Raw genomic sequence first — 16,499 nt, 5'->3', positions numbered from 1 at the left:
ACGACAAAGTACCGAAATGCTGCGGCCGGTCCCGAAGCCCGGCCGCAAACATGTCGAGGTTAAATCCTGCCCATCAACAAGAGGATCAGCAGCACGACCAGAATGACGCCGACAAGCCCCGAAGGCCCATAGCCCCAGGAGCGCGAATGCGGCCAGGCCGGCACAGCGCCGATTAGGATCAGGATCAGGATTATTACGAGAAGTGTGCTGATCGTCATGGTAGCCCTCGCCGTCTGTTGAACTGAGGGAACAATGCGAAAAGCCGCCCGGTTGTTCCCGGGCGGCCTTGGTGTCTGCCGGTTGCGAAGTGGCCCTATTCGGCTGCCTTCGGGAAAGCGATCTCGGTTTCGGCAGCCACGTCCGCCGCCTTGCCGATCGGCGACATCGCTCCGCTGCCGCGGCGGAACAGGCGGCCGAACCAGCCGCGTCGCGCGCCGGGCTTCACCTTGGCGCGGGTGAACACCATCAGCATCGAAGGCGTCACCACCAGCGTCAGCAGCGTTGCGAAGGACAGGCCGAAGACGATCGCCGAGGACAGCGAGATCCACCATTGCGTCGACGGCGCGTTGATCGTCGTCTCGTGATGGAAGATCTCGAGGCCGAGGCCGAAGGCGATCGGCAGCACGCCGAGGATCGCCGAAACCGCCGTCAGCACCACCGGCCGCGCGCGCTCGCGACAAGTCTGCAGAACCGCGTCCATCTTGTCCCAGCCTTCCTCGCGCAGCCGGTCATAGGTGTCGATGAGCACGATGTTGTTGTTCACCACCACGCCGGCCAGCGCGATGACGCCGATGCCCGACATGACGATGCCGAAGGCTTCGCCCGTCAGAAGCAGCCCCAGGAACACGCCGATGGTCGCCATGACCACGCAGGACAGAACAAGCCACACGCTGGTGAACTTGTTGAACTGCGCGAGCAGCACCAGGAAGATCAGGAAGATCGCGGCGCCGAAGGCCTTGCCGAGGAAGGCGCTGGCTTCGGCACTGTCCTCGTTGGAGCCGGCGAGCTTCCAGCGGATGCCGCTGCCGAGATTCATATCGGCGACGGCCTTGGTGACTTCCTGCTGCACCGCCGCAACCTGCGCGCCGGCGCTGACATTGGCTTGCACCACCACGGTGCGCGCGCCGTCGATGCGGTTGAGGATACCCACCGTCGGCTCGGGCTTGCGCACCACGAAGTTCGAGATCGGCACCGACCCTTGCGAGGTCTGCACCCGAAGCTCGTCGAGCGTCGACAGCGTGCGCCGGTCCTCCGGCAGTCGCAGCCGGATGTCGACCGCGTCGTCGGCGCCCGCCGGCCGGTATTCCGAAAGCTTGAGGCCGTTTGTCACCAGTTGCACCACGGTGCCGACCGAGGTCGGGCTGATGCCGTATTGCGCCGCCTTGGCGCGATCGACCTCGAGCGCCCAGTCGACGCCTGGCGGCGGCAGACCGTCCGAAACATCGATGACGTTGGGGATCTTGGCGATCCGCGCCGCCACCGCCCGCGCCCTGTCGTCGAGCCCGGCCGGGTCGGCGGCCGACAGCCTGATCTGTATCGGCTTGCCGGTCGGCGGACCAGCTTCCGGCACGCGCACCTCGACGTCCACGCCGGGAATGCCGGCCATGACGCCGCGCAGGTCGTTCAGGATCTGGTTGGCCGACTTGCGCTCGCGCCAGTCGACGAATTCGTACTGGATCACGCCGACGACGTCTTCCGGAATGTCCTGGCCGCCGCCTTGCGTCTTGCCGGCGCGCGTATAGACCGATTTCACGCCGGGCCAGCCGAGCAGCCGGTTTTCCGCCGTCCTGGTGGCGGCGTCCATTTCAGCCAGCGAAAGATTGCCGCGCGCATGCACGTAGAGCAGGCCGTAATCCGGCTCGACGCTGGGGAAGAACTCGACGCCGGCGCCATATTTCGAATAGGCGAAGCCGACGCCGACCAGCAGGCCGACGGTGAGCAGGATGACGGTGATTGGGAAGCGCACTGCCTGCTTGACCAGCGCCATGTACCAGCCGTCGCGGTTGCCCTCCTCGTGATGCGCCGGCGCCTTGGCGAAGATGGCGCCCAGCGTCGGCGCGAAGACCAGCGCGTAGAGCATCGAGGCCGACAGCGTCACGATCAGCGTGATCGGCATGTACTTCATGAAGTCGCCGATGATGCCGGGCCAGAACAAGAGCGGCGAGAAGGCGGCGATGCGCGTCATCGTCGCCGCGATGACCGGGCCGGCCATGCGCTTGGCTGCCAAAGCGAAGGCGTCGGCCTTCGGCATGCCCTCGCTCATGCGCCGCTCGGCGAATTCGGTGACGATGATGGCATCGTCGACCAGCATGCCCACCGCCAGGATGAGGCTGAACAGCACGATCATGTTGATCGTGTAGCCCATCATGGCGAGGAGAAGGATGCCCATCAGGAAGGATGACGGGATGGCGAGGCCGATGAGCAGCGAGGCGCGTCCCGACAGCGCATAGAGGATGACGATGAACACCAGGATGACGGCGATCATCACGTGGTTCTGCAGGTCGCCGAGCAGCTGGTTGACGAAGACCGACTTGTCCTGCGTGTAGGTGACATGCATGCCTTCGGGCATCGACTTGATGAAGTTGTCCGATACCTCCCTGACATGGTTCAGCGTGTCGATCAGGTTGGCGCCGATGCGCTTCTTCACCTCGATGGCGATCGCCGGCTTGCCGTCAAGCCGGGTCACCGTCTCGGCGTCCTTGAAGGTCGAGCGCACGGTCGCGACGTCCTTGGCCTGCACCACGGCATTGGGCGTGGCGACGACCGGCAGGTTGGCGATATCCTCCGGCGTCTCGATCAGCGACGGCACCTTGACGGCGTATTTGCCCTCGGAGCCTTCGAGATTGCCGGCCGCGACCAGGCTGTTGGAGGCGCCGACGCCCTGGATCACCTGGTCGAGCTGCAGCCCGTAGGAGGAGAGCTTCACCGGATCGATGACGACTTCGACCAGATCGTCGCGCGCGCCCTGCAGCGAGCCTTCCAGCACGCCGGGCACCTCTTCGATCCGGTCGCGCAATTCTCGCGCCGCCGCCGTCAGCACGCGCTCCGGCACGTCGCCGGATAGCGTGACGACCAGAACCGGGAATTCCGAGACGTTGACCTCGTTGACGGTCGGCTCCTCGGCCGCCTGCGGCAGATCAGCCTTGGCGTCCTGCACCTTGCTGCGCGTGTCCTGCAGCGCGGTGGCCAGATTGGTCTGCGGCTGGAATTCGACCAGCACGTAGCCGCCGCCCTGGAAGGCGGCCGAGCGCATCTCCTTGAGCCCCTTGAGGCTCTTCAGCTTGCTTTCCATCGGTCGGAGCAGCAGGCGCTCGGAGTCCTCCGGCGAGATGCCCTGATAGATCAGGCTGACATACATCATCGGAATCGGAACGTCCGGCTCCGCTTCCTTCGGCGTCGACTGATAGGCGACCCAGCCCGCGACGAGCAGGAACATCAGCGCCGATATCGTGAGGCGGGCGTTGTGGATGGCGAGTCTGACGATGTCCATGACTTTTGCCTGCTGTTTCTATGGAAGCGGCGACATTGGCCGGCAGCGCGCCGGCGGCCCGGCGCGCCAAGCGATCGCGCTACTGTGTGCCGGCGGAAGCTTCGCTGATCAGCTTGTTGATGGTCGCCTGGTCGGCCTCGACCGGCTTCACAAGATCGCCTTCCTTCACCAGCTCCTGGCCGGCGACGATGATGCGCGCATCCTGCGGGATGCCGCCGAGCACCAGGCCATGCGGCGTGTCGTCGACCAGATCAATCGGGAAGAACGCCACCTTGTCGTCCTTGCCGACGGCGCGAATGCCGAGGTCACCCTTGTCGCCCAGCGTCACCACGGAGCGCGGCAAAAGCACCGCATCGGTCGGTTCGGCGCTGAGCGCGATCTCGGCCGTCATGCCGGCGGGGATCGAGCCGTCGCCATTGGGGATCGCCACTTCGACGCGGAAGGTGCGGGTCTGCGAGGAGGCATCGCGGCTGATGTAGCGCACCGTGCCGGTGACCTTCTGGTCGTTGACCAGGCGCACATTGGCCTCGTCGCCGATCTTGATGTAGCGCAGGTCGCGCTCGCTGATCTCGCCGCGCGCGATGACCGGATCGAGCTTGAGTATCGTCGCTACTTCGCCGCCCTGCATTACCGAGCTGCCGAGTTCCACCGGCACGCGGTCGATGACGCCGTCGAACGGCGCCTTCACCTCATTGCGGTCGAGTTCGGCTTGCGCCGTCTCCAGCATCGACTGCGCCGCAGTGAGGTTCGATCGGGCGGTGTCGAGCTGCAGCTTGGGCAGATTGCCGGTCTTGGCCAGCCGCTCGGCGGCATCGAGCTCGGCCTTGCGCTGCACCAAGAGCTGCTTGGCGTTGTCGACGTTCGAGATCTTCTCCTCGGCGGCGAGCATCAGCACCAGGTCGCCCGTCTTGACGTGATCGCCCTGCTTGACCGGCAGCTTGTCGATGACGCCGGCGACGCGGGTGGCCAGCACCGCGCGCTTGTCGGCCTCGGTCAGGCCCGAGATCCGTATCGCCCGCGCATAGGTCTTGCGCGGTGGCGTCACCACCGCCACGGTACGCAACGCAGCCTTCGGCTCGGCCTCTGCCGTCTTCGGCTTTTCGGCCCCGGATTGCGTGGCTTTGCTTGGCTCTCCCGCCTTCTGGTGGTCGGCGGCGCTGCCCACTGACGAGAACTCGCCCGTTGCCATCCAGGCGGCGAATCCGATGAGCACAGCAATGGCCGCAAGCTTGTGAAACCTGATTTTCGGCATCGTCATTTTTCCGTTGCAGACTTGGCGAGGTCGGCGCTCCGACTCCCGGGCGCGCGGCCGATATGGGTGCGCGCAAGGCCATGTTCAATTTGCCGTGATCGGCGAAGCGCCGCTTCTACCTCAAAGTTGCAGCGCAATATAGTGAGAAAAATTGCAGCATCATTGCACTTTCACCCGTGGCGATCCTGCTTTTTTCATTTTCAGTCAGTCGACTGCCCTGGTTTTTCCCGATCCGGAGAGACTTCTTGCTCGCGCGGACACTCAATGGCAGCAGATGTCAGCATGATGCGGAATTTTTTCGCGCAATGACTTACAGCATTAGCACGTGACAATGCTCAGGGCGCGCCCACTTCGAAATAAATGCTCTCAGCTGATCAGGTTCAGCAACCGGAATAGTCGCTCGAATGTCCTGCCGTAGGGCGGTCTAAGCAGGCCGCCGGCGCTCAGCCTGGATTGGACGAAGATCGGCTTTTCCTTGCTGAAGGTCCGGAAACCCCATTCGCCGTGATAGGCGCCTATGCCGCTCTCGCCGACGCCGCCGAACGGCTGCCGCTCCTGCACCAGATGCATCATGCAGTCATTGACCGTCACGCCGCCGGCCACGGTTTCCCGCATCACCCTTTGGCGATGGACGCTGTCCTTGCCGAACCAGTAGAGCGCCAGCGGACGCTCGCCCCGGTTCACATGCTCGATCGCCTCATCGACCGTTCCGTATTCGAGGATCGGCAGCACCGGCCCGAAGATTTCCTCGCGCATCAGTCGCAAATTCTCGCCGGCATTCCGGACCAGGACAGGCGCCAGCTTGCGGTCGCTCACGCCAAGTTCTTCGCTTGCCGGATTGACCTCGGTGACATCGGCGCCGGCTTCGCGCGCCTCCGCGATCATGTCGCTCAGCCGCTGGCGGTGCCGTTCGCTGATGATAGCCGTGTAGTCGGGATTGTCGCGCAGGCTGGGATAGAGCCGCGCCATCGCTGCGGCGAGTTTTGCGGCGATCGCGGCGCCCTGCCCCTGCGGGACCAGCAGATAGTCGGGCGCGATGCAGGTCTGGCCCGCATTCAAGAGCTTGCCGTAGGCGACGCTCGAGACCGCGGCATCGAGATCGCAGGAGGCATCGAAGATCGCCGGCGACTTGCCGCCCAGCTCGAGCGTGACCGGCGTCAAATTGGCGGCCGCGGCCAGCGCCACCTGGCGGCCGACGGCGGTCGAGCCGGTGAACAAGAGGTGATCGAAAGGCATCGACACGAATGTCTTGCCGACCTCGGCGTCGCCGACCACCACGCTCATTTCGTCGGGAGAAAAATGCTCTTCGACCAGCCGGGCAAGCAGGTCCGAAAACTTCGGCGTCAGCTCGGAAGGCTTTATCAGCACGCGATTGCCGGCGGCTAAAGCGGCGGTCGCCGGCGCGATGGCGAGCTGGAATGGATAATTCCAGGGCGAGACGATGCCGACGACGCCAAGCGGCTGCGGCAGCAATCGGTTGCGGCCCGGCAGGAACGGCAGGCTGGTGGCGACGCGTCGCTCGCGCATCCAGCCGCGTAGATGCCGAATGGCATGCCTGATGCCGGCGCCAACGACGAACAGTTCCGCAAGCCGCGTTTCCTGGGCTGCCCGACCGGAAAAATCGCTGTCGATCGCCGCGCAGATCTCGGCCTCGTGCTTTTCGGTCAGCGCCAGCAGCCGCTTCAGCCGGTCCTTGCGCACCTCGAGACTGGGAAAGGGTTCCTTCTCGAAGGCCCTGCACTGCGCTTCAAATCTGACCCCGAGGGAGTTCTGTCTGGTCTGCAGCATCGCTACCTCCCGTTTACGTCGAGGTAAACTACTCGCCCGGCGAAGGTGAATCCAGCGCGCCGCCGGTTCCGCAAGGTAAGGCGGCGCAAGACCTGTTCGCGCCTTCCCTAGCAGGCGCTGACGAGGTCACGCCGAGTTTAGCGATTTGCTTAGCCAGTCGGCAAATCCTCGGGCGCGCTTGCTTGGCTGACGGCCGGCCGGGAACAGGGCGTGGATCGGGATGCTCGGCAGCGGGAACTCCGGCAGCAGCCGGAGAAGCCGGCCGTCATTGAGCTCTGTACCGAACATCCATCCCGAGCCGAACGCCACCCCAAGTCCAGCCACGACGCACGCAGTGACGCCAGCAGAACTCGACACCCTGATGCGTGGGCTTTCCGGCAGGACAAAGCCGGCGCCCGGACCGATCTGACCTTGCAGGGTTGCCCCTGAGCTATCGGAAGGACCGAAGATAACCTGATGATGCGCCAAATCGGCAGGAGAGGCCGGCAGGCCGTGCCGGGCGATGTAGTCAGGCGCCGCGACGAGCAGCCTCGGCGTCTGCCCGACCTTACGAGCCATCAGACTGGAATTGTCCAGCAACCCCAGCCTTATCGCGACATCGGCGCCCTCCTCGACAAGGCTGCGCCGGCGATCGTCCATCATCAGCTCGATGGAGAGATTCGGATGTTCTGCAAGAAGGCTGGGCAGACGAGGAATGAGCGCGCGCATTGCGAAAGTGACCGACAACTCGACGCGCAACTGACCACGCAATTCCTCGTTGCCGGCGGCGGTATCTGCCGCTGCTCCAAGCTCGGCGAGCAGCGGCCGGATCTGGTCGAGATAAACTTGCCCTGCCTCGGTAGCCACGACCTTGCGGCTGGTGCGGGCGAGAAGGCGGGCGCCGATACGCGCCTCCAGATCGTTCAGGATACGCGACACCGAAGGCTGCGACAGGCCGATTTCGCGGGCAACCTGCGAAAGATTGCCCCGTTCGGCGACGCGCACAAAAACTTCCAGTTCCTGCAGTCGGTCGGCCATTCGTTTTCCGGATGATTACTATCCCTTTTGGAACGCTACCCCTCTTTCGGGAAATAGGCGAGGACACATTCCGCCGCCCTACGGGCACTTAACCTTTGGAGCAGTCCTATGTCTCTTCAAGAAAAGCTCGATGCCTTCAAAGCCGATTTCGAGGGCAACAAGGCTCCCAGGCACGCCGTGGAGATCATGCATCGCGCGACCGCAGAGCTGATCGCCTCGGGTCAGGCTGAGCATGCTTTGAAAGCCGGCGCGGTCGCCCCGGCCTTCACGCTGATGGAGGCCGATGACGGTCCCGTTGCATCGAACGACCTGCTTGCTCGCGGGCCGCTTGTCCTCAGCTTCTATCGTGGCGTCTGGTGCCCCTATTGCAACATCGAACTCGGCGCCCTTCAGGAAGCCTGGCCGCGGATCGAGACGATGGGCGCGCGGCTTGTTTCCATTTCGCCGCAGTCTCTGGCCAACGCGCGCAAGGCAAAGCGCGACAAGCAGGTCACGTTCCCGATGCTGAGCGATCCGAATGGCGATGTCGCCAATGCCTTCGGCTTGCGGTTCCGGCTGCCGGACGATTTGATCGACTTGTACAGAAGCTTCGGTGTCGACCTGCCGATAATCAACGAAGACGCATCATGGACGTTGCCCATGCCGGCGCGGTTCGTGATCGGGCAGGATGGCATCATTGCCTATGCGGAGGTCAGTCCGGACTACACCCGCCGACCCGACCCGGCTGATCTTATTCCGATCCTGAAGCGGTTGCGCGGTTCCGTGGCTGCCTGAAATTCCGGCGGAGCGGACCATGGCAATCGCGAACCCGGCATTGGCCGGCACCGGCAGGCGCTGGCCAATGCTGGCCCTGATCTCGGTCAGCGCCTTCCTGCCTATGACAACTTGGTTTTCAGCAACGGCGATCACCCCGCAGCTGACGCGATTGTGGGGCCTCTCGCCAGCGCAGGGTGCCTGGATCACCGGCGCAGTGCAGATCGGCTTTGCGATCGGCGCATTGGCATCCAGCATTGCCGGTCTGTTGGACCTTGTCTCGCTTCGCAGGGTGATGGGCGTCAGCGCTCTGATAGCGGCCGCCGCCAATTTTTGTCTGCTGTTTGTCCCCTGCATTACCTTGCTGCTGATTGCCCGTCTGGCCACGGGCATCGCATTGGCAGGCGTCTACCCGCCCGCGATCAAGCTGGTTTCGACCTGGTTCAACCAAGGGCGCGGAACCGCGCTCGGCGCACTGCTTGCCGCGCTTACGCTCGGATCCGCCTTCCCTCATCTGTTGTCTGCGCAAGCCACTGAATTGGCTTGGCAGGATGTCATCCTTGCGACGTCGCTGGCGGCAACGTTGGGAGCAGTGCTCATCCTGTGGTTCGGTGCCGAAGGACCCCATTCCTTCGCCAGGTCGACCTTTGACCCCCGTCAAATCAAAACGATCTTGCGCAACCAAGCGTTGGCGCTAGCCAACATCGGCTATCTTGGGCACATGTGGGAACTCTATGCCATGTGGGGCTGGATATTGGCTTATATCCATGCCGGAGCCCCTGGCCTCGGCGTCAGCAGTCCGAGAATTTTGTCGCTGCTTGCATTCTTCGTCGTGGCATCGGGCGGGATCGGCTCGATTCTTGGCGGTGTCGCGGCCGATCGTATCGGTCGCACTGCGACCGCAGCGGCTATGATGGCAGTTTCGGGTTTCTGCACGTTGTTGATAGGTCTGGTCTTCGACGGTCCGCTCTGGCTGTTCGTCGCGGTCGCCATCGTTTGGGGAATGACCGTGATCGGCGATTCTGCCCAGTTCTCGGCAATGGCTACTGAATTGAGCGATCCGCGCTATGTCGGCACCGCGCTCTCCCTGCAGTTGAGCGCCGGCATTGCCCTTACCTTCGTCTCCATCCATCTGACCTCATTTGTGGCCGAGAGCATCGGCTGGCGTTGGAGCTTTCTGGTCCTCACCCCCGGGCCGCTGCTTGGCGTCGCGGCGATGTTGTTGCTGAGGCGAATGCCGACGGCAAGGCAGATAGCAAACGGGCTGAGGTAGCGCCGTCCGTTGTGTCAGGCACTGGACCTGCGAACGGCCTCCGGCTTGATCCGCGCCGCCAGGAATTCCTTGACCCGCCGCCCGGGCGCCGGACCGCGCATCGGCTTGAAGCCGTCGTCGAGTTCGCCCGAAAGATCGAGCGTCGCCCGGCTGCCGACGGCATCGTAATTCTCCTCCAGCCAGTCGCTTGCGGCATTTCGGCCGAGGTCGCGCAGATAGGCCAGAAAGGCCCATTCGGCGTTGACCTTGGACGAAGCCGAGAGATCCTTGAACGCCTCGTCGGCGTCGATCCTGTGCATGCGGATGTCGCGGTATTCGCCATGCGGCAGGCGGCCGGCGGCGATCAACTCCTTGACGAAGGCGATCGAGCGGAATTCGCGCAAAAGCCCGGCGTTGAAGGTGATCTCGTCGATGCGGTTCTGGATCTCGTTGGCGCTTTTCGGAGTGCCTTCGCGCACCACCGGGTTGATCTGCACCAGCAGCACATCCTCGGTCGCCGCCGTCTTGAAGAACGGATAGAGCGCGGGATTGCCGCCATAGCCGCCGTCCCAATAGGGCACGCCCTTGATCTCGACCGCGCGGAACAGTTGCGGCAGGCAGGCCGACGCCATCACCGTGTCGAGGTCGATCTCGCCGTCGGAGAAGACGCGCAGCTGTCCGGTCTCGACATTGGTCGCCGAGACGAAGAGCTCCATCGACTTGCAGGCGCGCACGTTGCGAAAGTCGATCTCCTTCTCGACCACGTCGCGCAGCGGGTTGAGTCCGAGCGGGTTGGCCACGTAGGGCGAGAAGACCCGCGACATGGTGTCGAAGAAGAAGTATCCGGGCGTGTTCTCGATCGACCAGTTGCCCCACACGACGTCCCAGGGCATGCGCTGCACCGGGCTGAAGCGGCCCTTCGAGGCCACGGCGCGCCAGAAATCGTCGAGCTTCTTGCGCGCGCCCTCGACGCCGCCGCGGACGAGACCGTCGGCCAGCGCCACCGCGTTCATGGCGCCGGCGCTGGTGCCGGACACGGCCGCGATCTCCAGCCGCCCATCCTCGAGCAAGCGGTCGAGCACGCCCCAGGAGAAGGCGCCGTGCGAACCGCCACCCTGGAGCGCGACGTTGATCTTCTTCCTGTCTTCCGCCTTACCGTTCTTCGCCATGGAATTCCTCGTCTCGATGCGCCAGTTTGCCCCTGCGTCATGGCGCGAGGCTGTTGGTCATCAGCTAATGTTGCAGTGCAGCATATAGGGGCGAACCAAGGCAAGAACACGAACACGGTCGCGTGATCGGTTGGAATTTCGGCCATAAAAAAACCTCCCCGCTCGCCGGAGCGGAGAGGTTTCATCAGGCTTGGCAATGTCAGGCGACGAGTTCGGGCACCGGGCCGACATAGCGCGACTGCGGCCGGATGAGCCGGCCGGTCGCCTGCTGCTCGCGCGCATGCGCAATCCAGCCGGCGACGCGGCCGGCGGCAAAGACATTGGAGAACGCCTCTTTCGGGAAGCCGGCTGCCTCGAGCAGCAGCGCCGTGTAGAATTCGACATTGGTCTGGATCGAGCGCTGCGGCTTGGCGACCCTGAGCACCTCGAGCGCCGCCTGCTCCACCGTTTCGGCGAAGGCCAGCCGGTCGCCCATCTTGCGGCTGCTCGTCTCTTTGCCGGAACCGAGCTGCCGCACGACCGCCTTCAGCACGTCGGCGCGCGGATCGCGCACGCGGTAGATCCGATGGCCGAAGCCCATGATGCGCTCGCCGCGCGCGATCTCGCCGCGCAGCCAGGCGGCGGCGTCGCCGCTAGTTTCAATGGCGTCAAGCATCTCGATCACCGGGCCCGGCGCGCCGCCATGCAGCGGCCCCTTGAGGGCGCCGAGCCCAGCCAGCACCGCCGAGGTCAAGCCAGCCTGCGTCGACGCCACCACCCGCGTCGCGAAGGTCGAGGCATTGAGTCCATGGTCGCAGACCGTCACCAGATAGGTGTCGAGCGCCTTGGCGAGCGCCGGCGATGCTGTGCCGCCGAGCATTCTGAGCATATCGGCGGCATGACCGGCACGACTGTCCGGCGCAAGCGGTGCCTCGCCGCGGCCGAGCCGCAGCAGGGCAGGTGTCAGAACCGCCGGCGCAGCAACCAGCCTGAGCGCATCGGCAAGCTCGTCGCCATCCGGCAGCAGGGAGATGCCGGCGCGCATGGCGCTGTAGATATCGAGCGGCGCGAGTTGGCCAAGCGTCGGCTGCAGCCGTTCGAAAACCTCGACGCGCGCCCTGCCGATCGCCTTTTCCAATTCGCTATCGCCGGGAAGCGCGTCGAAGAATCCATCGAACAGCAGGCGAACCACCTGGCCGTAGCGCCAATGGCCGGCCAGCTCCTTCAGCGAATGGCCTCGGATGGTGAGATGTCCGCCGACACCGTCGACATCGGAAAGCACCGTGTCCGCCGCCACAACATCATCGAGCCCGTTTGCCATGACCTGTCTCCTTGACCTTTCGTGCACTCCAACTAATGCTGCACAGTCAATGCATCAATCTTGATCAACTGAATCAATATGAGGCGGCAAGCATGTCGGAATGGCTGACGCGGGAGGAAGCGCTGGCGCGACTCAATGTCCGGCCGCAGACGCTCTATGCCTATGTCAGCCGCGGCCGCATCGGCATGCGGCCGGACGGCACCGACCCCCGCCGCAGCCAGTATCGCGCCGACGACATTGCCGCGCTTTCCACCCGCCGAGCGCGCGGACGTTCACCCCAGGCGATTGCCGAAAGTGCCATCGCCTGGGGCGAACCGGCTATCACCACCGCCATCTCGACGGTGGTTCATGGCCGCCTCGTCTATCGCGGCAAGGATGCCGTGGCGCTTGCGGCGACGGCGACGCTCGAAGAAACGGCAAGCCTGCTTTGGGCCTCCGACACTTTAACGTCCTTCGCATCGCTGACCGCTTCGGCCGCTCGACAGAGCGGCACTCCAACGGCATTTGCGAGGCTTTCGGCGCTTGCGGCCGAAGACCGGCCCTCGCTCGGCCGCCGGCCGGCGATGCTGCAGCAGGATGGCGCCAGCGCCACCAGCGTCCTGGCGACAGCCATCGGAGCCAGCCCAGGGGCGGGGCCGGTGCATGAAAGGCTGGCGCGCGGCTGGTCGGTCGATGCCGCCGGCGCCGATCTCATCCGCAAGGCTCTCGTGCTGCTTGCCGATCATGAGCTCAACGCCTCGACTTTCGCCGCGCGCGTCGCAGCCTCCACGGGGGCGCCGATAGCGGCCTGCCTGCTCGCCGGCCTCGCTACCCTTACCGGCCCGCGCCACGGCGGCGCCGGCGCCGCGGCGATCGCACTGGTTGAGGACGCGGAACGCCTGGGGCCGGACGAGGCGATTGCGCGTTGGCTCGCCCACGATCGGCCACTGCCCGGTTTTGGCCACCCGCTCTACCCGGAGGGCGATCCGCGCGCCGAGGCTCTGCTGTCCGATTTCAAGATCGAGGATGGCCTGTTGCGTCTGCGCGATGCCGCTTCAGCCGCGACCGGCATGCATCCGAACGTCGATTTCGCCCTGGCGGCGGTGACGCTAGGCCTTCGGCTGCCTGCCGATGCGCCCTTCCGCCTGTTCGCGCTCGGACGCAGCGTCGGCTGGACGGCGCATGCCATCGAACAGGTGACGAGCAACAGGCCGATCAGGCCGCGCGCCCGTTACGACGGGCCCGCAGGGATGGAGCGGTGACTGATGAAAACCTTTAGCGCTGGCCTTTGGTGAAGCGCTTTAGGGTGTGTTGAGATTCAGGTCAGGCCGAGTCGAAAATGGTGGCTTCCGAGAACCGGAGCGGAGCGTACTTGAAGTACGTGAGCACCGGAAGCGCAGGAAGCCTCCATTTGCAGGCCGGCATTACCTGAATATCAACACACGCGTCACGACATGGTGTCGAGCTTGCGCTGCATCGCGGCGATCTGCGCCTTCAATTCCTGCAGGTCGTCGGATTTCTCTTCCTTCTTTGACGGCTCGGCCGGGGCGGAGGAATTGGTCCCCGCTGACGGGAACGGCGTGAACATGCGCATGGCGTTCTGGAACATCTCGACATTCCGGCGCGTCTGTTCCTCCAGCGCCTTCATCGGCGTCTTCATGATGTCGATCGGCGTCTTGCCGAAGGCGCCCTTCAGCTGCTCGCGGAAGCGCTCCTGCTCCTTGGAGAAGGCGATCATCGACTGTTCGAGGAAGCTCGGCACGATCATCTGCATCTGGTCGCCGTAGAAGGAGATCAGCTGGCGCAGGAACGGAATCGGCAGCATGTTCTGCCCGTCCTTGTTCTCCAGCTCGAAGATGATCTGGGTCAGCACAGGATGTGTGATGTCGTCGCCGGTCTTGGCATCCTGCACGGTGAACTCCTCGCCCTTCTTGACCATCTCGGCCAGATCCTCGAGCGTCACATATGTGCTGGTGCCGGTGTTGTAGAGCCGGCGGTTGGCATATTTCTTGATGACGATTGGGTCGTCTTTTGCGGCCATCCGTATCCTCCCCAGGATACCGGCGCGTTCAGAGTAAGCGGCCGGTAACGATTGCGCCATTTGTCGAGGATATGCGCAAAAGCCTCACAATTCCAAGTGGTTTGTGCAGTGCGGCATCATTTAATGCGGAATGGGCGGAGCAAATTGTGCTGCACGCCAACTGCCATGCCGTCGCAATAAGCGCTCGACCTGCTTGCCGCGCATGGCGGCCATGCCCATTTCCGGTTTGACTCAGATCATTGAACGGGCAAGAAAAGCCTTCAAGGATAGCCCAAAACACATCACCTCGAAGTCTGGAGAAGAAAATGTCAGCTTCCAACTCGATCGTCGTCGCCAGCGCCGCCCGCACGGCGGTCGGCTCCTTCAACGGCAGTTTCGCCGCAACGCCGGCGCATGAGCTCGGCGCCCTGGTCATCAAGGAATTGCTTGCCCGGGCCAAGGTCGAGGCGGCGGAAGTCGACGAGGTCATCCTCGGCCAGGTGCTGACCGCGGCGCAGGGACAGAACCCGGCCCGCCAGGCCTCGATCAATGCCGGCCTGCCCAAGGAGACCACCGCCTGGGGCCTCAACCAGGTTTGCGGCTCCGGCCTCAGGGCAATCGCGCTCGGCATGCAGCAGATCGCCACCGGCGACGCCAAGCTGATCGTCGCCGGCGGCCAGGAATCGATGTCGCTGTCGCCGCACGCCCAGCACCTGCGCGCCGGCGTCAAGATGGGCGACTACAAGATGATCGACACCATGATCAAGGACGGCCTGTGGGATGCCTTCAACGGCTACCATATGGGCAACACTGCCGAGAACGTTGCCCGCCAGTTCCAGATCACCCGCGACGACCAGGACGAGTTCGCCTTAGCCTCGCAGAACAAGGCCGAAGCGGCGCAGAAGGCCGGCAGGTTCAAGGACGAGATCGTCGCCTTCATCATCAAGGGCAAGAAGGGCGACACCGTCGTCGACCAGGACGAATACATCCGTCACGGCGCGACGCTAGACGCCATGACCAAGCTGAGGCCGGCTTTCGACAAGGACGGCACGGTCACCGCAGCCAACGCCTCCGGCATCAATGACGGCGCCGCCGGCGCGCTGCTGATGACTGAGGCCGAGGCCGCCCGTCGCGGCATCACCCCGCTGGTCCGCATCGCCTCCTGGGCGACCGCCGGCGTCGATCCGGCCATCATGGGCACTGGCCCGATCCCGGCTTCGAAAAGGGCGCTGGAGAAGGCCGGCTGGTCGGTCAAGGATCTCGATCTCGTCGAGGCCAACGAGGCCTTCGCCGCGCAGGCCTGTGCCGTCAACAAGGGCATGGGCTGGGATCCCTCGATCGTCAACGTCAATGGCGGCGCCATCGCCATCGGCCATCCGATCGGCGCCTCCGGCGCCCGCGTCTTCAACACGCTGGTCTACGAAATGCGCCGCCGCGGCGCCAAGAAAGGCCTTGCCACGCTCTGCATCGGCGGCGGCATGGGCGTCGCGATGTGTGTGGAAGCGCTGTGAGCTCAGCGAATAGCCAATAGGGAGTAGCGAATAGGGAAAGCGTCGCGCGGCGGGACACCACATCCCTACTCGCTATTCGCTAACTCTCCATTCGCTCAGACGATCTTAAAGGGAGGACCACATGAGCAAGGTAGCAATCGTCACGGGCGGATCGCGCGGCATCGGCGCGGCGATATCGATCGCTTTGAAGAGTGCAGGCTATTCGGTGGCGGCGAACTATGCCGGCAACGACGAAGCGGCCCAGAAATTCAAGGCCGAGACCGGCATCTCCGTCTACAAATGGTCGGTCGCCGACTATGACGCCTGCGCTGCCGGCATCAAACAAGTAGAGGCCGATCTCGGCCCGGTCTCGGTGCTGGTCAACAATGCCGGCATCACCCGCGACGCCATGTTCCACAAGATGACCCGCGAGCAGTGGAAGGAAGTGGTCGACACCAACCTCTCCGGCGTCTTCAACATGACGCATCCGCTGTGGGGCGGCATGCGCGATCGCAAGTTCGGCCGCGTCATCACCATCTCCTCGATCAACGGCCAGAAGGGCCAAGCCGGCCAGGTCAACTATTCCGCCGCCAAGGCCGGCGATATCGGCTTCTCGAAGGCGCTGGCCCAGGAAGGCGCCCGCGCCGGCATCACCGTCAACGTCATCTGCCCCGGTTACATCGCCACCGATATGGTCAAGGCGATCGATGAGAAGGTGCTCAACGAGCGCATCATCCCGCAGATTCCGGTTGGCCGTCTCGGCGAGCCGGAGGAGATCGCGCGCTGCGTTGTCTTCCTGGCGTCGGACGAGGCCGGCTTCATCACCGGCTCGACGATCACCGCCAATGGCGGCCAGTACTTCGCCTGAGATCTTATTTCGCCCGAGATCTTTGACCTGACGGCGGGCGGTCCGGCGCAAGCGGACCGCCTGTTTTTGTCCACGCCGCTGGCAGGGCGCCACGACGCATGCCTCAATTCGGCACGCAAAA

Annotated in this window: 13 protein-coding genes; 5 read left to right on the top strand and 8 right to left on the bottom strand. The window is 64.2% G+C overall.

Annotated features, from left to right (window positions below):
- Window positions 1-59: 59 nt before the first annotated feature.
- The 5 genes from EN853_RS00665 to EN853_RS00645 all read right to left on the bottom strand — a co-directional run bounded on the left by EN853_RS00665 (window position 60) and on the right by EN853_RS00645 (window position 7,547).
- On the bottom strand, window positions 60-218 hold the full coding sequence (locus tag EN853_RS00665) for a DUF3309 family protein (RefSeq protein ID WP_127857365.1): 159 nt from the start codon (window positions 216-218) through the stop codon (window positions 60-62).
- Between the two features lie 95 nt (window positions 219-313).
- Window positions 314-3,490: an efflux RND transporter permease subunit gene (locus EN853_RS00660; RefSeq protein ID WP_127857364.1), complete on the bottom strand. Its 3,177-nt coding sequence runs from the start codon at window positions 3,488-3,490 to the stop codon at window positions 314-316.
- Window positions 3,491-3,569: 79 nt separating this feature from the next.
- A complete protein-coding gene (locus EN853_RS00655; protein WP_127857363.1) occupies window positions 3,570-4,742 on the bottom strand; it encodes an efflux RND transporter periplasmic adaptor subunit in 1,173 nt (390 codons plus the stop codon).
- Between the two features lie 366 nt (window positions 4,743-5,108).
- Window positions 5,109-6,530, bottom strand: a complete 1,422-nt coding sequence (locus tag EN853_RS00650; RefSeq protein ID WP_127857362.1) for a coniferyl aldehyde dehydrogenase — start codon at window positions 6,528-6,530, stop codon at window positions 5,109-5,111.
- A 126-nt stretch (window positions 6,531-6,656) separates the two neighbouring features.
- A complete protein-coding gene (locus EN853_RS00645; RefSeq protein WP_127857361.1) occupies window positions 6,657-7,547 on the bottom strand; it encodes a LysR family transcriptional regulator in 891 nt (296 codons plus the stop codon).
- 108 nt (window positions 7,548-7,655) lie between these two features.
- Between EN853_RS00645 and EN853_RS00640 the strand changes: the two genes are divergently transcribed.
- Together EN853_RS00640 and EN853_RS00635 are read left to right on the top strand one after the other, a co-directional pair.
- Complete coding sequence (locus tag EN853_RS00640; protein WP_127857360.1) at window positions 7,656-8,321, top strand: peroxiredoxin-like family protein; 666 nt, start codon at window positions 7,656-7,658, stop codon at window positions 8,319-8,321.
- 19 nt (window positions 8,322-8,340) lie between these two features.
- Window positions 8,341-9,573 carry an MFS transporter gene (locus tag EN853_RS00635; protein WP_127857359.1) on the top strand — a complete coding sequence of 411 codons (1,233 nt, stop codon included), beginning with the start codon at window positions 8,341-8,343 and terminating at the stop codon, window positions 9,571-9,573.
- A gap of 14 nt (window positions 9,574-9,587) precedes the next feature.
- Here EN853_RS00635 and EN853_RS00630 read toward each other — a convergent pair whose 3' ends face one another.
- Together EN853_RS00630 and EN853_RS00625 are read right to left on the bottom strand one after the other, a co-directional pair.
- Entirely contained in the window at window positions 9,588-10,721 is a 1,134-nt protein-coding gene (locus tag EN853_RS00630; protein WP_127857358.1) for a patatin-like phospholipase family protein, read from the bottom strand.
- 199 nt (window positions 10,722-10,920) lie between these two features.
- Window positions 10,921-12,021 carry a citrate synthase/methylcitrate synthase gene (locus tag EN853_RS00625; protein ID WP_127857357.1) on the bottom strand — a complete coding sequence of 367 codons (1,101 nt, stop codon included), beginning with the start codon at window positions 12,019-12,021 and terminating at the stop codon, window positions 10,921-10,923.
- A gap of 92 nt (window positions 12,022-12,113) precedes the next feature.
- Here EN853_RS00625 and EN853_RS00620 point away from each other — a divergent pair, with 92 nt between their 5' ends.
- Window positions 12,114-13,262, top strand: coding sequence for a citrate synthase (locus EN853_RS00620; RefSeq protein ID WP_127857356.1), 1,149 nt, complete (start codon window positions 12,114-12,116; stop codon window positions 13,260-13,262).
- A 185-nt stretch (window positions 13,263-13,447) separates the two neighbouring features.
- On the opposite strand, the gene phaR is transcribed toward EN853_RS00620, so the two are convergent.
- Window positions 13,448-14,041, bottom strand: a complete 594-nt coding sequence (gene phaR, locus EN853_RS00615) for a polyhydroxyalkanoate synthesis repressor PhaR (protein WP_127857355.1) — start codon at window positions 14,039-14,041, stop codon at window positions 13,448-13,450.
- A gap of 305 nt (window positions 14,042-14,346) precedes the next feature.
- Between phaR and EN853_RS00610 the strand changes: the two genes are divergently transcribed.
- Together EN853_RS00610 and phbB are read left to right on the top strand one after the other, a co-directional pair.
- Window positions 14,347-15,531 (top strand): acetyl-CoA C-acetyltransferase, encoded by a 1,185-nt coding sequence (locus tag EN853_RS00610; protein WP_127857354.1) that lies wholly within the window; start codon window positions 14,347-14,349, stop codon window positions 15,529-15,531.
- 121 nt (window positions 15,532-15,652) lie between these two features.
- Complete coding sequence (phbB, locus tag EN853_RS00605) at window positions 15,653-16,378, top strand: acetoacetyl-CoA reductase (protein ID WP_127857353.1); 726 nt, start codon at window positions 15,653-15,655, stop codon at window positions 16,376-16,378.
- Window positions 16,379-16,499: the final 121 nt, after the last annotated feature.

It is taken from the genome of Mesorhizobium sp. M1C.F.Ca.ET.210.01.1.1, from assembly GCF_004791585.1.
GTDB lineage: Bacteria > Pseudomonadota > Alphaproteobacteria > Rhizobiales > Rhizobiaceae > Mesorhizobium.
Note: the sequence above shows the minus strand (reverse complement) of the source record. Positions and strands in the feature narration are given on the sequence as shown.

Coding starts and splice junctions, on each gene's coding strand:
- EN853_RS00665 (WP_127857365.1), bottom strand. CDS start 218: ATGACGATCAGCACACTTCTCGTAATAATCCTGATCCTGATCCTAATC.
- EN853_RS00660 (WP_127857364.1), bottom strand. CDS start 3,490: ATGGACATCGTCAGACTCGCCATCCACAACGCCCGCCTCACGATATCG.
- EN853_RS00655 (WP_127857363.1), bottom strand. CDS start 4,742: ATGCCGAAAATCAGGTTTCACAAGCTTGCGGCCATTGCTGTGCTCATC.
- EN853_RS00650 (WP_127857362.1), bottom strand. CDS start 6,530: ATGCTGCAGACCAGACAGAACTCCCTCGGGGTCAGATTTGAAGCGCAG.
- EN853_RS00645 (WP_127857361.1), bottom strand. CDS start 7,547: ATGGCCGACCGACTGCAGGAACTGGAAGTTTTTGTGCGCGTCGCCGAA.
- EN853_RS00640 (WP_127857360.1), top strand. CDS start 7,656: ATGTCTCTTCAAGAAAAGCTCGATGCCTTCAAAGCCGATTTCGAGGGC.
- EN853_RS00635 (WP_127857359.1), top strand. CDS start 8,341: ATGGCAATCGCGAACCCGGCATTGGCCGGCACCGGCAGGCGCTGGCCA.
- EN853_RS00630 (WP_127857358.1), bottom strand. CDS start 10,721: ATGGCGAAGAACGGTAAGGCGGAAGACAGGAAGAAGATCAACGTCGCG.
- EN853_RS00625 (WP_127857357.1), bottom strand. CDS start 12,021: ATGGCAAACGGGCTCGATGATGTTGTGGCGGCGGACACGGTGCTTTCC.
- EN853_RS00620 (WP_127857356.1), top strand. CDS start 12,114: ATGTCGGAATGGCTGACGCGGGAGGAAGCGCTGGCGCGACTCAATGTC.
- phaR (WP_127857355.1), bottom strand. CDS start 14,041: ATGGCCGCAAAAGACGACCCAATCGTCATCAAGAAATATGCCAACCGC.
- EN853_RS00610 (WP_127857354.1), top strand. CDS start 14,347: ATGTCAGCTTCCAACTCGATCGTCGTCGCCAGCGCCGCCCGCACGGCG.
- phbB (WP_127857353.1), top strand. CDS start 15,653: ATGAGCAAGGTAGCAATCGTCACGGGCGGATCGCGCGGCATCGGCGCG.